Source organism: Nocardia sp. NPDC058519, from assembly GCF_042719755.1.
GTDB lineage: Bacteria > Actinomycetota > Actinomycetes > Mycobacteriales > Mycobacteriaceae > Nocardia.
Genome location: NZ_JBHXNK010000011.1, coordinates 124,605 through 146,575, shown reverse-complemented (window position 1 = coordinate 146,575; position 21,971 = coordinate 124,605). Strand labels below are relative to the sequence as shown.

At 68.0% G+C, this 21,971-nt stretch carries 16 protein-coding genes; 7 read left to right on the top strand and 9 right to left on the bottom strand.

The features are described 5' to 3' along the window. Nucleotides 1-5: 5 nt before the first annotated feature. From ACFWPK_RS15375 to ACFWPK_RS15360, 4 genes are read right to left on the bottom strand one after another with little or no spacing between them, the layout of a single operon-like run. A complete protein-coding gene (locus ACFWPK_RS15375) occupies nt 6-5,105 on the bottom strand; it encodes an amino acid adenylation domain-containing protein (RefSeq protein WP_378915856.1) in 5,100 nt (1,699 codons plus the stop codon). A 13-nt stretch (nt 5,106-5,118) separates the two neighbouring features. Continuing rightward, complete coding sequence (gene nbtC / locus ACFWPK_RS15370) at nt 5,119-8,220, bottom strand: nocobactin polyketide synthase NbtC (RefSeq protein WP_378915854.1); 3,102 nt, start codon at nt 8,218-8,220, stop codon at nt 5,119-5,121. Continuing rightward, entirely contained in the window at nt 8,213-9,526 is a 1,314-nt protein-coding gene (locus ACFWPK_RS15365; RefSeq protein WP_378915851.1) for a polyketide synthase, read from the bottom strand. Before ACFWPK_RS15365 ends, nbtC begins: the two co-directional genes overlap by 8 nt. Next, nucleotides 9,523-10,275, bottom strand: coding sequence for a thioesterase II family protein (locus tag ACFWPK_RS15360; protein WP_378915849.1), 753 nt, complete (start codon nt 10,273-10,275; stop codon nt 9,523-9,525). The genes ACFWPK_RS15365 and ACFWPK_RS15360 overlap by 4 nt, the downstream gene beginning before the upstream one ends. A gap of 256 nt (nt 10,276-10,531) precedes the next feature. On the opposite strand from ACFWPK_RS15360, the gene ACFWPK_RS15355 reads away from it, so the two are divergent. Continuing rightward, nucleotides 10,532-11,194 (top strand): GNAT family N-acetyltransferase, encoded by a 663-nt coding sequence (locus tag ACFWPK_RS15355; protein WP_378915912.1) that lies wholly within the window; start codon nt 10,532-10,534, stop codon nt 11,192-11,194. A gap of 70 nt (nt 11,195-11,264) precedes the next feature. Here the strand turns inward: ACFWPK_RS15355 and ACFWPK_RS15350 are convergent, their stop codons facing one another. Further along, nucleotides 11,265-12,536, bottom strand: a complete 1,272-nt coding sequence (locus tag ACFWPK_RS15350) for a SidA/IucD/PvdA family monooxygenase (RefSeq protein WP_378915847.1) — start codon at nt 12,534-12,536, stop codon at nt 11,265-11,267. A 103-nt stretch (nt 12,537-12,639) separates the two neighbouring features. Between ACFWPK_RS15350 and ACFWPK_RS15345 the strand changes: the two genes are divergently transcribed. From ACFWPK_RS15345 to ACFWPK_RS15335, 3 genes are all read left to right on the top strand, one after another. Continuing rightward, a complete protein-coding gene (locus tag ACFWPK_RS15345) occupies nt 12,640-13,347 on the top strand; it encodes a siderophore-interacting protein (protein WP_378915846.1) in 708 nt (235 codons plus the stop codon). A 129-nt stretch (nt 13,348-13,476) separates the two neighbouring features. Beyond that, the gene (locus ACFWPK_RS15340; protein WP_378915844.1) at nt 13,477-13,896 is read left to right on the top strand and encodes a TIGR03667 family PPOX class F420-dependent oxidoreductase; all 420 of its coding nucleotides are present in this window, start codon (nt 13,477-13,479) and stop codon (nt 13,894-13,896) included. A 74-nt stretch (nt 13,897-13,970) separates the two neighbouring features. Continuing rightward, nucleotides 13,971-15,182 (top strand): pyridoxal phosphate-dependent aminotransferase, encoded by a 1,212-nt coding sequence (locus tag ACFWPK_RS15335; RefSeq protein WP_378915841.1) that lies wholly within the window; start codon nt 13,971-13,973, stop codon nt 15,180-15,182. Between the two features lie 159 nt (nt 15,183-15,341). Here ACFWPK_RS15335 and ACFWPK_RS15330 read toward each other — a convergent pair whose 3' ends face one another. Continuing rightward, nucleotides 15,342-16,181, bottom strand: coding sequence for an NmrA family NAD(P)-binding protein (locus tag ACFWPK_RS15330; protein WP_378915838.1), 840 nt, complete (start codon nt 16,179-16,181; stop codon nt 15,342-15,344). After that, nucleotides 16,178-16,603 (bottom strand): nuclear transport factor 2 family protein, encoded by a 426-nt coding sequence (locus tag ACFWPK_RS15325; protein WP_378915836.1) that lies wholly within the window; start codon nt 16,601-16,603, stop codon nt 16,178-16,180. Before ACFWPK_RS15325 ends, ACFWPK_RS15330 begins: the two co-directional genes overlap by 4 nt. A gap of 89 nt (nt 16,604-16,692) precedes the next feature. On the opposite strand from ACFWPK_RS15325, the gene ACFWPK_RS15320 reads away from it, so the two are divergent. Then, complete coding sequence (locus tag ACFWPK_RS15320) at nt 16,693-17,301, top strand: TetR/AcrR family transcriptional regulator (RefSeq protein ID WP_378915835.1); 609 nt, start codon at nt 16,693-16,695, stop codon at nt 17,299-17,301. Nucleotides 17,302-17,402: 101 nt separating this feature from the next. Here the strand turns inward: ACFWPK_RS15320 and ACFWPK_RS15315 are convergent, their stop codons facing one another. Together ACFWPK_RS15315 and ACFWPK_RS15310 are read right to left on the bottom strand one after the other, a co-directional pair. Further along, complete coding sequence (locus ACFWPK_RS15315) at nt 17,403-19,139, bottom strand: ABC transporter ATP-binding protein (protein ID WP_378915833.1); 1,737 nt, start codon at nt 19,137-19,139, stop codon at nt 17,403-17,405. Beyond that, complete coding sequence (locus tag ACFWPK_RS15310) at nt 19,136-20,968, bottom strand: ABC transporter ATP-binding protein (protein ID WP_378915830.1); 1,833 nt, start codon at nt 20,966-20,968, stop codon at nt 19,136-19,138. The genes ACFWPK_RS15315 and ACFWPK_RS15310 overlap by 4 nt, the downstream gene beginning before the upstream one ends. A gap of 181 nt (nt 20,969-21,149) precedes the next feature. Between ACFWPK_RS15310 and ACFWPK_RS15305 the strand changes: the two genes are divergently transcribed. Next, the gene (locus tag ACFWPK_RS15305) at nt 21,150-21,341 is read left to right on the top strand and encodes a hypothetical protein (protein ID WP_056818457.1); all 192 of its coding nucleotides are present in this window, start codon (nt 21,150-21,152) and stop codon (nt 21,339-21,341) included. Between the two features lie 35 nt (nt 21,342-21,376). Continuing rightward, a complete protein-coding gene (locus ACFWPK_RS15300; protein ID WP_378915828.1) occupies nt 21,377-21,952 on the top strand; it encodes a putative glycolipid-binding domain-containing protein in 576 nt (191 codons plus the stop codon). Nucleotides 21,953-21,971 lie beyond the last annotated feature (19 nt).

Below are 21,971 nucleotides of genomic sequence, written 5' to 3'. Positions count from 1 at the left end.
CGTGCTCATCCCTGTGCGGACCAGGAGGCGGTCAGCGCGGACAGGGCGTCGGCTTCCAGGCCCGACGCGCTCATCGGCGCGTGCGAAACCTGTTCTGGCTCATCGGCTTGCGTCGCCCCACCGGCGGCGGCGTCGACGGCGGCGGCCAATTCGGTGATGGTGGCGCATTCGAAGACCATCTGCGGCGACAGCGGCAGCCCGAGGGCATCGGCGCGGGCCGACCACTGGATGGAGATGACGCTGTCACCACCGAGGGCGAAGAAGTTGTCCTCGCCGACGACCTCGTCGATTTCCAGCAGTTCCTCGATCAGTGCGATCAGAGTGCGCTCGGTGCCGGAGTCGGTCGCCGCACCGGTGGCGACGACCCCAGCCGCGATCGGGGCGGGCGGGGCCAGCAGTCGCTCGAGATCCGCGGCAGGCAGCACCCGCAGGTCGGCGACCGGCAGGTCGGGTGTCTCGGCGAAGGCACGCAGGGTGGCGGCGAGCGCGTCGGCGATCAGCGCGGCCGTGGCCGGGTCGTACAGATCGGCATTCACCACGACGCGGACATCCATGCCGCCGTCGGCGGTCACGTTCAGGCTCAGGTTCAGATCCAGGAACGAGACGTCGAAGTCGGCGGGCAGCACGGTGACAGTCGTTTCGCCTGCGGAGGCGAACGGCAACGTGGCCGGCGCCCAATCGGCACCACGGAAGTGGATCATGCTCTGGAACAGCGGGTTCCGCGCCCGTGAGCGACGCGGGTTGAGCGCTTCGACCAGTCGCTCGATCGGCAGCTCCTGGTGGGCATTGGCGTCGAGCACCACATTGCGCGCCCGAATCACGGTGTCGCGCAGGGTCGGTGCGTTCGACAGGTCGTTGCGCAGCACGACCATGTTGGCGAACAACCCGATCAGGGTGGTCGTCGCCGGATCGGTGCGCGCCGCGACGGGCGTGCCGAGGGTGATGTCGGTGCCACCGCCGAGTGCGTGCAGCAGGGTGGCGACCGCGGCCTGGCAGACCATGAATTCGGTGGCGCCGCTGCGGATCGCGAGCGATTCCAGTCCGGAGCGAACGGCGGCGGGCAAGGAGAAGCTCACCACTTCACCGCGCTTGCCGAGCACCGGCGGACGCTGCCGATCGTGGGCGACCGCGATCTCCTCGGGGACGTCGGCGAGCGCGGCACGCCAGTAGTCGATCTGGTCGGTGGCGAACTCGCTCGGCGCGGCCTGGTCGAACAGTTCACGCTGCCACAGCGCGTAGTCGGCGAACTGGACCGGCAGCGCCGCCCAGCTCGGGGCGCCGCCCTGCTCGCTGCGAGCCCGGTAGGCGGTGGTGAGGTCGTCGAGCAGCACGCCGAAGGACGCGTGGTCGGCGACGATGTGGTGCACCAGCAGCGAGAGCACGTGGGTGTCGGCGTCTAGCACGAGCAGTTCGGCGCGGATCAGCGGCTCACCGTCGAGGGTGAAGTGGTAGCAGGCGATCTCGGCGAGGGCCTCGGTGAGCTGGTCGGCGGCGACCTCGCGAACCGGCAGCGGGACCGGCGTGGCGGGGTGCACCACCTGGTAGGGCACGCCATCGTGTTCGGGGAAGGTGGTGCGCAGCGACTCGTGCCTGGCGAGGATGTCATCGAGCGCGGCGCGCAGGGCCGCGATGTCGAGTGCGCCGTCGAAGCGCATGGTCAGCGGCAGGTTGCCGACCGAGCCCGCACCCTCCATCCGGTACTGGAACCACATCGCCAGCTGCGAGTACGACAGCGGAATGCGCTCGCCACGCGGGCGCCCACCGATCGCGGGACGGCTGGACCGCCCCGGTTCGGCGGCCGCGGTATCCGCGGTCGCGGTCGTGCTCTCGGTAGCGGGGGCGTCATCGAAATCGTTGTCGACGGCGTCGAGGTCGATGTCGAATTCGGCCAGGAAGCGGGCGACGAGGTTGGCGGCGAGCGCGGCGGGGGTCGGGCTGTCGAAGACGACGCGCACGTCCAGCTCGATGCCGAACTCCGCGCGGACCTGGGCGACCAGGCGGGCCGCGAGCAGCGAGTGGCCGCCGAGCTCGAAGAAGGAGTCTTCGGCGCCGACCTCGTCGAGGTCGAACAGGGCGCCGAACAGGGCGCAGACCTTGTGTTCGGTGGCGGTGGCCGGAGCGCGGTGGGTGCGCACGGCGGCGGAGGTGGCGGCGGGCAGCGCGCGCTTGTCGAGCTTGCCGTTCACGGTGAGCGGGATCTCGCTGATCACCGCGAAACCGCTGGGCACCATGTATTCCGGCAGCGCGTTCGCCGCGAAGGCGTGCACCTGCTCGAGGTCGACTGAATCACCGGCGGGTACCACGTAGGCGGCCAGCAGCGCGCCGATCGCCGGATCCTCGGTCACCACGACGACGCAGTGCGCCACGTCGGGGTGCGCGGCGATCGCGGCCTCGACCTCGCCGAGTTCGATGCGGAATCCACGCACCTTCACCTGCTCGTCGGCGCGACCGACGAACTCGAGCTCACCGAAGCTGTTGCGGCGCACCAGGTCACCGGAGCGATACATGCGCGCGCCCGCCGCGGGGCCGGCCTCGGCCTCGGCGAACGGGTCGGCGACGAATCGCTGCGCGCTCAGCGCGGGACGGTCGAGATAGCCGCGGGCGAGCTGATCGCCACCGAGGTAGAGCTCACCGACGACACCGTCGGGCACCAGCTGCAGCGCCTCGTCGAGGACGTAGGTGTAGACGTTGCGGTTGGGGATGCCGATCGGCACCACACCGGTGCCCTGGGGCCCCGCGACCGGCATATGGGTCGAACAGACCACCGCCTCGGTCGGTCCGTAGTGATTGCGGAGTTCGGCCTCGAGAGTGTTGAAGAACCGGTCGGCGACCTCACCGGGCAGCGCCTCGCCACCGACGGGAATCTGGCGCAGCGACTGCCATTCGCTGATCTCGGGCAGCAGCAGGAACGTGCTCAGCATCGACGGCACCATGTGCAGCACGGTCACCTGACGGCGACTGATGAGGTCGGCGACATAGCGGATATCGCGGAAAGCGTTGGGCTTGGGCACGATCAGCTGCGCGCCGACGGTGAGGGTGATCGCGATATCGACCAGCGAGGCGTCGAAGCTGACCGACGACGACTGCATCAGGCGGTCGGCGGCGGTCATGTTCCAGTCGGCGGTGAAGCAGACGATGTGTTCGGCGATCGCGTTGTGCGGCACCGGAACACCCTTGGGCTTGCCGGTGGAACCGGAGGTGTAGATGACATAGGCGAGGTTCGCGGGCAGCAGCGGACGCACACGCTCGGCGTCGGTGGGTGCGGTCGCGGGCAGCTGCGCCGCCATCTCCTCCGCGGCGGCCAATTCGACCGCACCGAGCAATAATCGAGGCTTCGCGTCCTGCACCAGGTACTCGATGCGATCGTCCGGGTAGGCCGGGTCGATCGGCAGGTAGGCGCCACCTGCCTTCAACACCGCGAGCACCGCGACGATGAATTCCACCGAGATGCCGAAGCGAAGGCCGACGAGATCTTCGGTACCGATGCCCTGCCCGATCAGCCAGTGCGCCAGGCGATTCGCTCGGGCGTGCAGCGCGGCGTAGGTCAGCTCGGTGTCGTCGGAGAGCAGGGCGAGCGCGTCGGGGGTGGCGGCCGCGGCTGATTCCAGCAGGGTGACAAGGGTTTTCGCGGGTTCGTCGACGAGAACGCCGTGCGAGCGGTCGAGCAGCACCGCGCGGTCGGCCGCACCGAGCATGTCAAGGTTGGCGAGTCTGCGCCGCGGTTCGCGCAACGCGCTGTCGAGGAGCTGACCGAAGTGCGCGAGCAGCTGGTCGATGAGGGCTTCGGCGAGCACATCGGTCTGGTACTCGGCCTCCACCACCGCGGTGCCGTCGGCCTCGAGCACGATGGCAAGTGCCAGCGGCACCTGCGCGCTCGCCGCACCGAGTTCGAGCTGGGTGGAGGTGACGCCGTCGATGGCGAAACCGTCGGCGCTCTTGCGCACCGAGAAACCGAGGCGGACCAGCTGGTCCAAGCCGTCGCGACCGGCCACCCGATCCGGGTTCGCTTCGCGGACAACACGATCTATGCCCACGCCGCGGTGGGCGAAGGCGCCGGTGCAGGTGTCGCGCACCGAGGCGACGAGCTGGGCGAAGTCGGCCTGGGCGCCCATGGTGGCGCGCAGCAGCAGGGTGTTGCCGAAGTAGCCGATGAGCTGTTCGGTGCCCGCGGGACGGTCGGTCACCGGGATGGAGACGAGGAAGTCGTCGGCGGCGGTGTAGCGGTGGATCAGGGCGTCGAAACCGGCGAGCAGCACCATGAACGGGGTCGCGGCCTGCTCACGCGCGAACTGTTCGGTGCGGGTGACGAGCTCTGCCGGGAGACGGTGGGTGCGACGCTGGGCGTTGCGGCCAGGGGATGCCGAGGCGGAGCCGGGCAGTTCGAGGGGTTCGGGCAGCGGGCGCAGCGCGGCACGCCAGAAGTCGACGTCGGCTTCGGCCGGTTCGGCGGTGGGAGCGATCGCGGCGAACTGGACGGTGTCGAGCCCGGACGGCGCGGCCGAGCTTCGGTAGGCGGCGTTCAGCTCCGCGAAGAACACGGCCCAGGAGTCGTCGTCCCAGCAGATGTGGTGGATGGTGAAGAGCACGATGTGCTCGTCGGCGGCGGTGCGGATCAGGGTCGCGCGCAGCGGGAGTTCGGTGCCGAGGGCGAAGGGGCGGCCGAACTCGCGCTGAGCCAGCACCTCCACCCGCAGGTCACGGCCTGATTCCGCGATATCGGTGAGGTCGTGGGTCGACCAATCGGCGCGTGCGTCCTCGGTGAACACCTGGAACGGAGAGCCGTCGGCATCCGCGCCGTAGGTGGTGCGGAGGATGTCGTGGCGAGCGACGACCGTGTCGAACGCGGCGTGCAGGCGGTCGGCGTCGAGCGGGCCGGAGAGGCGGTAGGCGACGCAGATATTCAGGGCGGTGTCGTCGGCGTCGCGGGTCTGCAGGAACCACATGCGGCGCTGGCCGGGGGTCAGCGCGCGCCGCTCCCCCGCCGGGATCCGTGGTACCGCGACGGGTTCGGCGTGCACAACCGACATGCCGCGTTCGCGCAGCTTCTGCTGGAGCAGCAGTTTGCGGCGATCCGCGACAGACAGGGTGGCTTCGGTGTCAGACATGTTCTTCGGCCCCTCAGCCCTGGTTGGTGTTCTGTGCCATGAGCAGCACGACATCGTCGAGCGATGCGCCGCCGAGAATCGCCGCGACCGGCAGATCGCGATCCAGCTCCGCCTTCACGCGCTTGCGGAAGTCCAAGGCCTGCAAGGAATCGAGGCCGAGCGCGACCAACGGCATGGTGGCGTCGATGGATTCGGCGCTGTCGCCGCCGATCACCTTGAGCAGCTCGGTGCGCATGCGCAGGTCGAGCGGGAAGCTGTCGGTGGATACGACTGGCGCTTGAGCGGCGGCCGGAACCACACTCACCACGTCGGCGGGCGCCTGTGTCACCTGTGGTGCGGGCGTGGCGGATTCGAGCCCGGTGAGCACGCTGGCCTGGCCGAACGCTCCGAGCACCTCGCGCAGGAAGTCCCAGTCGGCGGCGATGATCATGCCGTCGCGAACCGGTGTGGCGAGCCCGGCCTCGATCGCGTCGGCGGGCACCATCGGGAACACACCGGCCTCTTCGACCCGGGCGAACCCGGCATCGTCGAGCGGACCGGCCACACTCCACAGACCCCACTGCAGGCTCGCGGCGGCGATGCCACGGGCGCGGAGCCTGCGGGCCGCCACGTCGAGCATGCGGTTGGTCATCGCGTACAGGACCTGCCCGCGTCCGCCCAGCGTCGCCGCCATCGACGAGCACAGCAGGACCCGGCAGTCCACGGTCAGCGGGACCGCGTCGATCAGGTTGTCCAGGCCGCGCAGCTTCGCCGCGGCGGCGGTGCGCACGGCGTCCTCGGTGATCTGCGCGAGTTCGGCGTCCACGTAGTTGACCGCGGCGTGAATCACCAGATCCACGGGGCGATCAGCGATCTCGGCACCGAAGGCCGCCGCGGCGTCGACGTCGCTGACATCGCAGGACCGGACCACGATCTCGGTCGCACCGATACCGCGCAGCCGGGCCAGTTCCGGTGCCAGCGCATCGGTTTCGCCACTGCGGCTCAGCAGCGTGATCCGGCCCGCGCCCGTGCGCGCCAAGTGATCGGCGAAGCGCAGACCCAGCTGACCGGTACCGCCGACGATCACCACATGATCGAGCTCTGTTCCCAGCGAACCGGTTTCGCTGGTCGTATCGACGACCAGCCGCTTCACGAACAGCTTGCCCGCCCGCAGCGCCAGCTCGGCCTCGCCGCTGGAGTGCACCGCACCGACGATCTTGGCGGCCTGCGCGGGAGCGGATTCGTTCGCGGCGAGATCGAGATGGCGGAAGTGGATGCCCGGGTGTTCGATTCCGACACTGCGGAATCCGGCGCTGACGCCCGACTGGAACAGCCCGGGAATCGGGTCACCGTCGTGCACGGTCTCGCCGCCGGCGGTGAGCAGCCAGCACTCGCCGCCCGGTCGCAGCGCGGCCAGCGCAGGCGCCCATGCGCGTTCGGCATAGAACTCGACCAGCGCGTCGACAGCACCGGCGCTGTTGTCGGAGTGGCTCGCCGGCAGCAGCACGATCACGGCATCGGCCGGGAGTTCGTCGTGCCCACCGGCACCGGCGACGCGGGCCTCGGCGCCGTGCCGGTCCGCCGCGGTGAGCAACGCGGCGGCCAGCTCGGAGCATTCGCCGGTGTGATCGACGATGAGCAGGTTGCGCGGTGCGGTCAGCGCGCGGCGTTGCAGCGGCGTCCACTGTTCCACCAGCCGTTGGGGTTTCGGCGTGGTGACCACGAGTTCGGCGGGAGTCTCGTTGGTGCCGAGCGGGGCCCAGAGACGCTTGGGGCTGGTGACGGTGTGCGGGAAATCGCGCAGCGGGAGCGCGACGGTGTCGTCGACGCGCAGCGCGTCCCAGCGGTAGTCGATGTCGAGGACCGCGACCTGGGCGAGACTGCGGGTGAACTCGGACAGGCCGTCCGCGGTCCGCAGCGAGGTGCCGAGGACACGGAAATCGCGGGCGGGCAGGCCGGGCCGGTTCGGGACAAGGCCGAGGTTCTCCTGGATGGCCAGTTGCAGCACGGGGTGTTCGGCGACCTCGATCAGCAGGTCGACACCGTCACTGCCCGCGCTCACCACGGCCCGGTCGAACCGGACGCGGTTGCGCAGGTTCCAGTACCAGTACTCCTCCTGCTTGAGGTCGGGCGTGATCATCTCGCCGAGAGTCGCTCCGTAGCAAGGGATCTCGGAGGCGGTGAAGTTCGGTGCGCTCATCTCGTCACCGAGGAAGCCTTCGAACTCGGTCCGTACCTCGGCGACGATGGAGGTGTGTGCCGGGAAGGCGACCCGGATCTCCCGCGCGAACTGGCCGCGCGCGGTGGCCGCGGCCACCAGATCGACAACGGCGCCGCGTTCACCGGAGATGGCGATGATGTGCGGCGAGTTGACGACCGCGAGTTCGGCCCACCCCGAGTGCCGCGCCATCAGCGCTTCCACACTTTCGCGGTCCATCCCGAAGACCGCCATCGAATAGCCGCGCGGGGACAGCCGGTCCGCGAGCAGGGCGCGATGGGTCACCGCGAGCACCGAATCGCGCAGCGTCATCACACCGGAGACCGCGCCCGCGGCGAGCTCGCCCTGGCTGTGGCCGACGGTCGCGTGCGGGTCGACACCCGCCGCTCGCCACAGCGCGGCCAGGCCCGTCATGTGGAACATCAACGCGGGCTGCACTTCCCACACCGTGTCCTCGTACTGCCCCTCGTGGCCGAGCAGGTAGTGCAGCGGCTGGGAATGCCCGAAGCGTTCGGCATGGATGGCGGCACACTCGTCGACGACGGCGCGGTAGGCGGCCGACAGCTCGTAGAACACCGCGCCCATGCCGGGCCGCTGGCTGCCCTGACCAGGGAAGACGAAGCCGATCTTGCGGGCGCTCGCGGCGGTGTCGCCACGGACCACCGAGGGGTGGTCGGTATCGGAAACGATCGCGTCGAGCGCGGCCAACAGGTCGGCCCGCGCTGTCGCCAGCACCAGCACACGACGACGGCGCGGCACACGCGTGCGGAACAGCATGTCCGCCAGGCGTTCCGCGGTGACCTCTGGATGCTCGACGAGGTAATCACGCACGGCGGCGGCCTCGGCGCGCAGTCCATCGACACTGTCGGAGGACAGCAGGACGGGAACGCGGCCGTCCGGCAAGCGGTACTCAGCCATGGTTGGTCTCCTCCAGCACCGGCAGGCCGACGATGGCGTGCGCATTGGTTCCCGCGACACCGAACGAGGACACCGCGGCGTAGCGCAGGCCGTCCGCGCGTGGCGCCCAGTCGGTGAGTTCGGCGGCGAGCCGCAAACTGGTTGCTTCCCAGTCGATATCGGTGGTGGGCGCGTCGGCCCACAGGCTCGGTGCGATGGTGCCGTGCGCGCCGCACAGCACCACCTTGATCAGCCCGAGCATCCCCGAAGCCGCCTGGGCGTGCCCGGTGTTGGACTTCACCGAACCCAGCAGCGGGGCGTCGACGCGGTCAGGATTGCCGTATGTCGCTGCCAGCGCGGTCAATTCGAGTGGATCGCCGACGGCGGTGCCGGTGCCGTGACCTTCGATCAGGCCGATGTCGTCGGCGCTGACCCCGGCCGCGGCGACGGTGTCCTCGATCAGGCGCTGCTGAGCGCTCGCGCTGGGTACCGCGATCGGCGCGCCCGCGCCGTTGTGGTTGACCCGCGAACCGAGCAGCTGACCATAGATCCGGTGGCCCAGGGCCTTCGCCCGTGATTCCCGTTCCAGCACAATGACTCCCGCGCCTTCGGCCCACAGCGTCCCGGTCGGGTCGGCGGCGTAGGAACGGCAGTGGCCGTCGGTGGCGAGGGCGTTGTTCTTGGAGAACTCGTAGAACGCGCCGGGCGAACCCATCACGCACACCCCGCCCGCGAGCGCCCAGTTGCACTCGCCCGCGCGGATCGCCGAGGCCGCCTGATGCACGGCGGTCAGCGACGACGCGCACGCGGTATCCACGCTGATCGAGGGACCGATCAGGCCGAGCCCGTGCGAGATCCGCCCGGCCACCGCACCGAGCGCGGTGCCGGTCGCGCGATAGCCGCTGTACTCGTTCACCGAACCCACCCGCGGCCCGTACTCGACCGTGGAGACACCCATCCACACACCGGCCGAATCACCGTCCAGCGCACCGGGATTGATGCCCGCGTGCTCGAGCGCACGCCAGGCCACCCGCATGGCCACCCGCTGCTGCGGATCCATGGCCACCGCTTCGCGCGGGGTGATGCCGAAGAACTGCGCGTCGAACTCGGTCGCGCCGTCGAGGAAGCCGCCCGCGTCGCGGACCGGCGCCCAGCCCTCCAGCCTGCCGAGGGCGAACAGTTCGTCGAGCGGCCAGTCACGGTCGCGCGGGAAGGGGCCGATCAGCTCACGTCCGGACGCGAGGGCAGACCAGAAATCGGGCAGGTTGTCGATGCCGCCGGGGGCTTCTACACCCATCCCGACGATCACGATGGGATCAGAGTTCATCGCGCGAGCGCCTGGCCGACGAGCGCCTCGGCGATGCCGTCGATGTTCTCGTCGATGTAGAAGTGGCCGCCCGCGAACAGGTTGACCTCGATCTCGGCGGTGGTGTTCTGCTCCCAGCCGTAGAGATCGCGCGGGCCGACGAACGGGTCGTCGTCACCACCGAGCACCAGCACGGGCGTCGCGACAGCCACGTCGGGGCCGCAGGAATAGGCGTCGAAGGCGCGGTAGTCGGCCTTCAGCACCGGCAGCGCCATCCGCATCACTTCACGGCTGGCCATCACGTCGGCGCCGGTGCCGTTGAGCGCGGCCATGTGGTCGAGCAATTCGTCATCCTCGGTGGGATGGCCAGGGAGCTCGGCGATTCGGTGCGGTGCGGCGGCCGCGGAGACCACCAGCAAACGCACGGACAACCCCGCGGCCTCCGCCAAACGGATGAACTCGAACGCGACGATGGAGCCCATGCTGTGGCCGAAGACGGTCAGCGGTGCGCCGGTGTTGTGCGCGGAGTCGCGGAAGGCTTCGAAGGCACCGGCGGCCAGCTCGGGCAGGGTCTGTGCGGCGGCTTCGCGCGCACGGTCCTGACGGCCGGGGTATTGCACGATCACGGTGTCGAAATCGGCGGCCATACGCTTGGCGAATACCCGGTAGGCCGAGGCGCCGGCACCCGCGTGCGGGAAGACGATCAGCGGCGGTAGGGAATCGGTCCTGGGGGCCTGAAATTGCCTGATCCAGCCGAGTTCTCTTGCCATGTCGCTCTCCCTCACCGGCCGCGCAAAGCTACGCGGCCGTTTCGCACTATCCAACGCCGCGCTCACGCACGGGCCCGCCCGGCGCAGTCGTCCGGGACCGGGGCGAATCCTGTTGTACCCGAATCCGACCCGAATCGGAGACGGCCCGGCTATTACCGGGCGATCGGTCGGGCAACAGTAACACCCAGCCATTAGTATAGGCTAGCCTTACCAATCGAGGTGACCAAGGTTACGATTGAAACGGAGCACGAGCAAGATGAACCCCGCCGGGACCCCCACCGCGCTACCCCGCGAGCAGACCGATCTGCCCGCCGAGGTGGCCGCCACGCCCGCGCCCGTGCTGCCCGTCTTCGCGGCACCGTTCAGCTTGCGCCTGGCCGATCCCGACGGCACCGACCCCGAACTGCTCGCCGAATGGATGGCCCGCCCGCACCTGCTCGAATCGTGGGAACAGGACTGGGACGCCGAGCGCCGCCGCGAGAACTTCCGCGTTCAGCTGGCCGGAACCTATTCCCGCCCTTGCATTCTCAGCCTGGACTTCGCCGTGCTCGGCGAGCCCGAACACGGTGTCCGCGATATCGCGTACCTGGAGTTCTATCGCGCCGCCAAGGATGAGGTCGGCCGTTTCTACGACAGCGACCCCGGCGATATCGGCTTCCACATCGCCACCGCCGACACCGCGGTGATCGGCAAGGGCATCATGTCGGCCTGGATCTCCACCATGACCACCGCCGTCTTCGCGGCCGATCCCGATTGCCGACGCGTTCTCGGCGATCCCGACCACCGCAACGTGGCGATCGGGCGCAGTCTGGCCAAGGCCGGGTTCCAGCTGATCGGCGAGATCGATGTCCGCCCCGATCGGCGGATCGCCTTGCATTACGTTCCACGCACTCCGGACGATGTGGTCGCGCCGCGCTGAGCACAAGAATCTGAGCAAAAGAGCCCCTTCCCGTCGAGTTCTCGACTGGAAGGGGCTCTTTCGTGCGAGCTCAGCGAGCGACAGCGGTGGCCCGTGCCCGAGCGGGCACCGTCTGTAGCACCCGGTCCGAGAGTTCGCCGAGGCAACTGAGATTCGGGAATCCCGGTCCCTGCGCCATCGCGGCCATGTTCGGGAGATAGAGCTTCCCGCCGAGCCCGGTGACGGCCAGGTCGTAGCCGATCGACGATTCGATCCGCGACTGCGTCAACGCTCCGCCGACGGCGAGTTCGAGCAGATCCGCGGTCCGCTGATCGAACATCTCGAGGAACCACAGCGGCTGACCACCGGTGGCATCCACCACCAGATCGAAGTTGTGCACCTGATCGGCCCGCAACTCGTTGCTCAGCGTCAACGCCAGCGATTCACCCTGCGGCGCGACCTTGGTGACCCGGCCCTGCAAGTGGTGAACGCGGTTGTCGCCCAGCAGGCTTTCCTGCACGCGCACCGAGAACACCCCGCGGTCGGTGCGCCGGATCACGTCGCGGCGTTCCTGAATACTCAGCGCCGCCCACTTCACGGGATCGCTGAACAGCGAGTTCTCGAAGAAGCTCTCGCCGCGGGTGTAGAGGGTGGCCAGCGGGGAGATCACCGAGATGGTGAGCATCTCGTGGCGAACCAGCTCGTCCAGCGCCGAGCCGCCGGTCTCGCCGCCACCGATCACCGCGGCGCGCGAGGCGGCGGGCAGCGTGCGTTTGCCCGCCCGGTCCCAGAATTCGGCGATGCTGAGCACGCGTGGATGATCGAGGAGCGCGCGGCTGCTGCGGCCGGGGCCGGTGATCATCAGGCCGTCGGCGGTCAGCTCGCTGCGGGCGCCGTCGGCGTCGACCACGTCGACCTGCCACTGCTCACCATCGCCGTGACTGATTCGCTCCACGCGCCCGAGCACCAGCTCGAGGTCGATGGACTTCGCCACCCACTGTAAGTACTTGGCCCACACATGGTGCTGCGGGCTCGGCCTGCCGCGGTCGATCCACTCGGCGTAGGTGCCGTGTTCGATCAGGAACGTGGTCCAGCTGAAAGCGGCCATCGCATGGTCGATGTCGCGGTTACGGCCGCGCGCCCAGGTGGAGTGGTACGGGAAACCGACGTCCTTCTCCGGGCTGGTGCCGAGACGGTGCTGCCCGTCGGTCCAGCCGCCGGTGGGTAGCCAGTTACCGCCGACCGCATGCGCCTCGACCACGACAACGCGCGGAGCGGGCATCCCGAGCGAGCGCAGAACGTGCGATTTAGTCGCCACCGCAAGGGCTTTCGGCCCCGCACCGACTACCAGGAGGGTTTCCACCGGTTCGTTCTCCGCTCTCTTACGCACAACCTATATTTGCATAGGCTTACCTTATTAAACCACCGGGGCGGACAAACAAGTGTCGTTAGGCTAACCTAACGACATGGGTAAGGGATTGAATGGTCTGATAACCAAGGCCTGGGGCGGCGCCGACTACCAGCTGACGGTGACGTCCAACGAGCAGATCACCGACAAGTTCATCCGCATCGGCTTCACCGCGGGCGGCCTGCTCGCCGACCACCCGGTGCATCCGACCCAGTGGATCCGCCTGTGGATTCCCGACGCGACCAGCGACAAGCTGCACCACCGCGGCTACACACTGGTCGACCAGAACCCCGACGCAGACACGATGAGCATCGACTTCGCCCTGCACAACGGTCCGGCGGCCGACTGGGCCCGCCGCGCGAAGCCGGGCGACCTGCTCGACGCCACCGTGCTCGGTTCGGACTTCCAGCTCCCCGAGCAGACACCCAGCGAGTACGTGATCTTCGGCGACACCGCCTCGCTGCCCGCCATCAACTCGTTGCTCGACGCCATCGGCGACACCCCCGCGCGCGTCTGGCTGGAATGGCAGTACGAGTCCGACCAGGCCATCCCGGTCAGCAACAAGCCCCACCACACCCTCACCTGGCTCCAGCGCGTCGACGACGGCCGCCTGCTGCGCGAGGCCGCACAGGAGATCACCTGCGTTCCAGGGACTTATGGCTGGGTCACCTGCGACGGGCACACCACCCGCTCGATCGTGAAGACCCTCAAGACCCAGCACGCCCTGCCCAAGACCTCGATCAAGGCGCAGGCCTACTGGAAGTAACAGTTCCCCCGGATGAATCCGGGGGCCACACGGACCGGTTCCGTGGTAGGCCGCGAGGCGGGTAGCGGCGCGGCTGGATTTCGGTAAGGGTGGAGGCGGAAGTTGTCCCCTGCCTGCGAGGAGAACACCGTGTCCATTCTCGATGCCGCCACCCCCTTCGGCGAAGAGGTCGGCAAGCGGCTGGCCGTGGAATCCGTTATCTGGCTGACTACCGTCGGCGCGAACACCACGCCTCAGCCGAATCCGGTGTGGTTCCACTGGGAGAACGACGAGTTCCTGATCTTCACCATGCCAGAGGCGAAGAGACTGCGGCATATCGCCGAGAATCCGCGGGTGTCGCTGAACTTCAACAGCACCGACTCCGGCGGTGAGGTGGCGGTCTTCACCGGCACAGCCCGAGTGGGCGAAGCACCGACCGAGGCCGAAATCGCCCACTATGTACGCAAATACACCAAGGGCTTCGTCAGTATCAAGATGACCGAATCGGAATTCTTCGAGGCCTACTCGGTGCCGATCCGCGTCACCCCGGAGCGACTGCGCGGCTTCTGAACTGCCGCGGTAGGGGTGCCGGATCCCGGCGAGTACTGTGGCGAGCTCCGTCCGTATCACGGTGGGGAGCCGACATGCAGTTCAAACAGTCGAGCAAGCTCGCGAACGTTTCCTATGAAATCCGCGGCCCGATAGCCGAGCACGCCGCTCGGCTGGAGGTCGAGGGACACCGGGTGGTCAAGCTCAATACCGGTAACCCGATGCAATTCGGGTTCGACGCACCGTCGGAGCTGCTGCGCGACATCATCGCCAACCTGCCGATGTCGGCGGGCTACGCGACCTCGAAGGGATTGCTGCCCGCCCGGCGCGCGGTGGTGCAGTACTACGAGGGCCGCGGGGTGGACGACCTCGATATCGAGAACGTCTTCCTCGGCAACGGCGCCTCCGAGCTCATCATGATGGCGATGACCGCGCTGATCGAGAACGGCGACGAAGTCCTCGTCCCCGCACCGGACTTCCCGCTGTGGACCGCCGCGGTGCATCTCAACGGCGGCAAAGCGGTGCACTACCTGTGCGATGAGGGCGCCGACTGGTATCCCGACATCGCCGATATCGCGGCCAAGATCACCGACCGCACGCGGGCCATCGTGATCATCAACCCGAACAACCCGACCGGTGCGGTGTATCCGACCGAGGTGCTCGAGCAGATGCTCGAGCTGGCCCGTCAGCACAATCTGATCGTGTGCTCCGACGAGATCTACGACAAGATCCTCTACGACGACGTCACCCACACCGTCACCGCCTCGCTCGCACCCGACCTGCTGTGTCTGACGTTCAACGGTTTGTCCAAGGCCTACCGGCTCGCCGGTTTCCGGTCCGGCTGGCTCACCGTGTCCGGGCCGACCCGTCATGCCGAGAGCTACCTCGAAGGCCTGACGATGCTGTCCGGGTTGCGGCTGTGCGCGAATGTGCCCGCGCAGCAAGCCGTTCAGGCAGCGCTGGGCGGGCACCAGAGCATTCACGAACTCACCCTGCCCGGTGGGCGACTACTCGAACAGCGCGATCGCGCCTGGACTGCCCTCAACGCGATTCCGGGTGTGTCGTGCGTGAAGCCCAAGGGCGCGCTGTACGCGTTCCCCAAACTCGACCGTGCGACCTATGGGATCGACAACGACGAGAAGTTCGTGCTGGATCTCTTGCTGGCGACCAAGATTCACGTGGTGCAGGGCACCGGCTTCAACTGGCCCTCGCCCGACCACTTCCGCATCGTCACCCTGCCGCAGGCCGATGAGCTCGACCAGATCATCGGCCGGATCGGCGAATTCCTCTCGACCTACCACCAGTAATACGCCCCTGAGCGGTACGACCGCCATCGCCAGGGCTGCCGTGTGCGGACCAATCGGAGTCTTGCATCAGATGAAATTGCAATCAGATGTACGGAAGGAGACGCCGCGGGCGGCGAACCCGGCGATCATCGACTGCCACCAGCGTCTACATCAGCTGCTTCATCGCATTTCCCTTTCGCAGAGGGCTCGGAAGGCCCGCGCGGGCTGACCGGTGAGGCGCTGGACATCGTCGGTGACGCGGTCCTCCGCCCCTTCGGCAATGGCACGGTCCATGCCGGCCAACATCACGGCGAACTCCACCGGTACCAGAGCCGTGAGGCGTTCGCGAAACTGGTCGTAGGACAAACGGCGGTGGGTCACGGGCCGACCGGTGACCTCGGTGACGATCGAGGCGATGTCGTCGTAGCTGAGGGTCTCAGGTCCGGTGAGGACGAGGTCGGTGTTGGGGGCTTGCCAGTTGGTCAGGGCGTGGGCGGCGACGGCCGCGATGTCCTCGGCGTCGACGAAGCCGACCCGGCCGCTGTCGGTCGCGGTCCAGATAATGCCGTCTTCATGGATGCTGAGCGCGTGGGCGTGTGTGCCGGTGAAGTTCTGCATGAACCACGAGGGCCGCAGCACCGCCCACTGTTCGAACAGATCGGGCAGAGCCTGGTGCACCGTTCCCACTCCAGGGCCGCCCTTGGGTATGGCCGAGGAACTCAGCAGCACCGCGCGGTGCACGCCGCCGGTGCGGGCCTGCTGGAGGAAAGGCAGCATGACTGCCGCCGGGTCGGGCTCGCCCACGGGCGGTATGAGATAGACGCGGTCGACGCCATCGAGGGCGGCAGTGTGGGTAGCGGGGTCGTACCAGTCGAAGAGGACCGGCTCAGCGCCGGGGACCGCGGTGGCTTGACGGCTGGCCGCTTTGACACGATGACCGGCGGCTGTCAGCTGCGCTGTGGTGCGGCTGCCGGTGGTGCCGGTGGCGCCGATGACCAAAGTGGTGCCGGTGGTTGTCATCGGCTGCTTCCGGTGAAGTCGGTGCTGGGTTCAAGGACGGCGAGGGGGTTCCAGTAGTCACGGTAGGAGGTGATGCGCCCGTCCTGAACCGTGACGACGGCGATGTAGGTCATGTCGAAGGGAGCGTCGGTCTGCACCAGACGGCCGACACCGCGCATCTCGACCACGATGGTCTCCGGATCGGTGGTCTGGTGGATCCGTAGGTCAGGGAAGTCGTGCACATCGATGTGATCGGGGTAGTTGCGCATGTAGGCCGCGATGGCCTCCTTGCCCTCCAGCCGCTCAGGCCAGCCCGGTGCGGCGAAGGGGAACTCCATGATGCCGCCCTCGGCCCACAGGCTTACCCACCCGGCGATGTTCTTGTCCAGTAGCAGCCTCAGGCTGTGGCGGTAGAGATCCGCCGGAGAAGTCGGTGCGGACATTTGGTCTCCTTCCATCGCATAGAATGCGGACCTAAGGTCCGCTTTTGACAATACGGACCCGGGGTCCGTTTTGCAAATGGAGGAATCGCATGCCCGAGCACAAGATCCGCAAGGACGCCGCCCGTAACCGGAATGCCGTCCTCGCGGCCGCCGACACTCTCTTCGCCCGTGGCGAGAGCCCCGACGACATCACCATGGCCGACATCGCAGCAGCGGCGGGCGTCGGCAAGGGCACGCTCTTCCGGGCTTTCGGCGACCGTGCCGGGCTGCTCCGCGCGCTGTACGAGGCACGACTCGAACCGATCAGGAAAGCCATCGAATCCGGACCACCACCCTTGGGGCCCGCCACCCCACCGCACCAGCGCGTGCCCGCCCTGCTCGACGCTGTCTTGTGTTTCAAACTCGACAACCGGCGCCTCGCGCTTGCCCTGGAGGAAAGCGGGAGCAGCAGCCCGTATCAGGCCGAGCATTACGTACGGTGGCACGGCTTGGTCCAAGCCGTACTGGAGCAGATCCCCGGCCTGACCGACAGCGACTTCACCGCCCACGCCATGCTCGCCGCCACCCGCGCCGACCTCGTCGAGCAATTGGCCGGACAAGAGCGCATGACGCGCGAAAGGATGCGGACGCAGCTGGCGAACTTCGCCAACAGGGTCCTGGTCTCCGACTCACAACAGGGGTTGGTCGCCGAGCCCTGATCGAGAATCGGGCGGCCAGAACATGACCACGGTCAACCCACAGCCAGTGGCTGTTCCCCGGCCGCCTCGGCGGTGTCGCAACACCGCCAAGGTTCCCGTAGTCAGGCGGGGACGGGCTCCAGGCGCCAGCCCGTTGCCCGTTCGCGCTCGTTCCAGAAGGCGGCGTAGCGGCCGTTCAGGGCGAGAAGCTCCGCGTGCGTACCGCGTTCGGAGATGCGGCCCTTGTCCAGGAACAGGATCTGGTCGGCGTGGGCGATCGTCGAGAGACGGTGCGCGACGACGAGAACCGTTTTGTCCCTGGTGAGTTCGTGGATTCCACGGACCACGACGGCTTCGCTGTGCGGGTCGAGCGCGCTGGTCGCCTCGTCGAGCAGCACGATCGGGGCGTCCTTGAGCAGGGCGCGCGCGATCGAGACCCGTTGACGCTCACCGCCGGACAGCGAGGTGCCACCTTCGCCGACCGTGGTGTCGAAACCGTCGGGCAGCCGCTCGACGATCTCGTCGACCCTGGCGGCTTCGGCCGCGCGCCGCAGGTCGTCGTCGTCCGCGTCGGGTTTGCCGATGCGGATGTTGTCGGCGACCGAGCGGTTGAACAGGTATACGTTCTGGAAAACCAGGGCGAGCTGGTCGAGCAGGGTGTCCGAAGGCTGCTGACGCACATCGTGTTCGCCGACCGACACCACGCCGGAGTCCACGTCGTAGAAGCGGGCGGCGAGGCGGAGCAGGGTGGTCTTGCCGGAGCCGCTCGGTCCGACGATGGCGGTGGTGGTGCCTGCCGGGACCGTGAAGGTCAGGTCGGACAGGACCGGTTCGTCGGCGCGGTAACCGAAGCTCACCTCGTCGAAGACCACCGCGGGCGCACCGGGCGTGACCGGCTCGGTGGGACTCGGCAGGGGCGATTCGGCCAGCAGGTCGGTGATGCGATCCGCGGCCGCGGCGGCCGAGCGCAGGGCGGTGCCCAGCTGGGCGGCCTGGTTCACCGGTTCGATGAAGCGCGCGCTCACCGCGATCAGCGCGATCGCGGCGGCGGCCGAGACCGAACCGTCGGTCACCTGCACGACCGCGATGTAGGCCAGCACCAGGAACACGGCCTGGACGAACAGCGCGAAGACGATCAGGCCGGGCACCGTCGCGACCATCATCTTCAGCACGGCCGAACGTTGCTGCACCAGTGCGGAATCCAGCTTCTTGTTCCCGGCGCCGACGGCACCGAAGGCCCGCAGCACCGGCTGTGCCTGCGCGAATTCGACTACCCGCGAATCGGCTTCGGCCGCGGCGGTGTGCAGGCGCGCGTCGGCGCCGGTGTAGGCGCGGTTCGCGAGATTGTTCACCAGGTAGAGCACCGGCGCGGCGAGCAACATCGCCACCCCGATCCGCCAGTCGATGAACAGCATGCCGATCGCGACGACCAGCGGCACGATGATGCCGGTGAGCACCTTGGCGAGCAGGTAGGCGATCAGGCCCTGCATCTCGCGGACCTGCTCGACCATCACGCGGGAGAGCGGGCCCGCGTCGCGGTCTTCGAACCAGCCCAGCGGCAACGCGTTCAGCTGATCGCCGAGGCGGGTCTGCAGACCACGCTGCATGCCGAGACCGATGCGCAGACCGATCACGGCCTGCGCGAAACCGAACACCACCACGCCGGCCACGGCGGCGGTCATCCCCAGCGCCCACAGCCAGGCACCGTTCAGGTTGTCACCGAACAGCGCTTCCAGCACGGGGACCAGCAGCAGGTAGGCGATCGCCTGGAAGAACGCCTGGAGCACGATAACGGCGAGCAGGCGCGGGATCAGCGGGGCGAACTCGTCGGGGACGAGGCGGAAAACCTTGCGAATCATCGTGTTTCCTCCACCAGGGCCAGCGTGCCGAGCGCGGCTTCGTTGATCTCCCACAGCTGCTGGTACAGCCCGCTCGCGGCCCGCAACTCGGGGTGCGTGCCCTGTTCGACGATGGCGCCGTTGTCCAGCACCAGGATTCGGTCCACACCGGTGATGGTGTGCAGGCGGTGCGCGATCACCAGGACTGTGCGTCCGGCGACCAGGGCCGCCAGCGCGTCCTGGACCGCGGCCTCGGATTCGGGATCGGCGAAGGCGGTGGCCTCGTCGAGGACGAGCACCGGGGTGTCGGCCAGCAGGGCGCGGGCGATCGAAAGGCGCTGTGCCTCACCGCCGGACAGAGTGGCGTCGACACCGATCTCGGAGTCGTAGCCGCGGGGCAGCGCCAGGATCCGATCGTGGATCTGGGCGGCCCTGGTGGCGCGCTCGATGGCTTCTTGATCGGCGTCGGGACTGGCCAGCAGGAGGTTCTCGCGGATCGAACCGCGGATCAGGCGGACATCCTGGAAGACGAATCCGACGGTGCGGTACAGCTCTTCGCTGGTGAACTCGCGAATATCGCGGCCGTCGATGGTGATTCGGCCCGCGCCGACGTCGTAGAAGCGGGGCAGCAGTTTCGCCAGTGTCGACTTGCCGGAACCACTCGGGCCGACCAGGGCGGTGATCGTGCCGGGAGTCAGTTCGAGGTCGATGCCGCGCAGCACGTCATGGCCGGTGCGGTAGGCGAATTCCACGCCTTCGAAGCGGACGATCCCGGTCTGGGCGGTGGCTTCGGTCGCGACGGTTTCCAGTTCCGGTGTCTGCATCAGTTCGTGCAGACGCAGCGCCGCGGCACCACCGGCGCGCAGGGCCTGCGAACCGTAGCCGAGGCCGAGCAGCGAACTGCCGATACCCAGCCCTACCAGCAGGAACGGCAACATGTCCAGCGGATCCACCCAGCCGAGGCCGACTCCGGCGAGCCCGCCGAGGACCACCACCAGCATGACGAACACCGGCATCACCACGATGTCGGAGGCCGACTGCACGCGGATGATCGGCATCTTCATCCGATGCGCGGCCTTGACCTGACCGTCGACGGCGTCCTGGAACTCCTTGTGCGCCTTGCCCGCCTGACCGAACGCCCGCACCACCTGGATGCCGTCGACGAACTCGATGGTCGCCTCGACGGTGCGGCGCTCCCAGCGGGTGTAGACCGCGAGGCGGTCGCGGCCGTCGCGGTCCATGATCTTGCCGAACAGGACGAAGTAGGCGATCAGCGGAATCAGCAGCACCAGGGTGAGCCGCCAGTCGACGGTGAACAGGTAGCCGAGGGTCACCAGCGGCACCACCAGTGCGCCGACGAACTCGAGCCGCGCGTGCGCGACCAGGTAGTGCAGGGCCTCGACGTCGTCGCGCAGGTAGTTCTTGACCTCGCCGGAGCTGCGCTCGCCGAACCAGCCGAGCGGTACCCGGGTGAGCTTGCTCGCGAGCAGTCGGCGCAGGGTGAGCTGGTAGCCGGCATCGACCGCGTGCGACCACGTCAGCGCGACGGCCTGCAGCAGCGCCCGCGCCACGAGCACGATCACGGCCGCGCCGAACAGCCACCACACACGGTCGGTGTCGACCGGGGTGTTCAGCAGTTCACGGCAGGCCGCCACGATCAGCAGGAACGGGACCACCGAGCAGACCGACGCCACGGCCACGATCAGGCTCGCCACCGTGAGCATGCCCGATACCGGTGCCAGAATCTCCTTGCGCGCCTGCGCTTCCCGCTGCTTCTGCGCTTTCGCTGCCGCCTTGGGCAGCCGGTTCCCCGACTCCGCCCCCGGCGGCGGCGCTACCTGCACCGTCATATCGTTCTCGCCTCTCGACCTGTCCGCGGCAACTCCGCCAAAGGTAGGTTAGCCTAAGTTGAGCGGTTGTGGCCGACCGGGGAAGGTTGCGTGAACTGCCAGTCAACCCGTCGGCAATTCGCTTTTTCGGGCGTAATTTCCTCCGTACCTCTTGATCTCGTGTAGCGGTGGGAGAACGAAAATGTTTGTCACGTCAATCATTTCAGCAATTGCCGACTGCCATTCCGATCCTGGAAAGCTGTCGCCTGAACAAGCGCATCGGGCGATGCAGATACATCTGGAATGCAGCGTCGACCTGTGCCGGGTCCGACGGCGTGCGCGCCAAGTCCTCGTCGAAGCGAAACTGATGGTGCTCGATCAGCGGGCGGGCTAGCGATTGGTCAGTGGAATCGGGGGAATGCGTTTCTCATGTTCACTCCCCTGCCACCTTCGGCTGCCTGGTTACATCGCGACGCGCGCACCGGATTCGAAGTGACGTATTTCCACGATGATGCGCGCGGAGTTGTCATCGAGGGGTGTGCGACGGCGGTCGAGGACGGGATCGTCTGGGCGATCGACTATCGGCTGCGCCTCGACGGGAGCTGGCATACGCGGTCGGCACAGATCGTCGGGCGATATCCCGAAGGCAGGCGAGCGGTGAACGTGCAGTCCGACGGGTCGGGGCGCTGGCAGGTCGACGGCGCGCCCGCGCCCGAACTCGACGGGTGTCTCGATATCGATCTCGAGGCGTCGGCGTTCACCAATGCCTTGCCGGTGCATCGCCTCGGGCTCGCTGTCGGTGACGCCGCCGACGCGCCAGCGGTCTATCTGCGGGCCGCCGACCTCACGGCGGCCCGATTACCGCAGCACTATCGCCGAATCGCCGATGGGGGCGGTCAGCGCTACGACTACACCGCTCCCGACTTCGACTTCCAGGCCACCCTGGACTACGACGAAGCGGGTCTGATCGTCGACTACCCGGGACTCGCGACGCGCGCCGCCTGAACCCCACGGCGGATCGCGA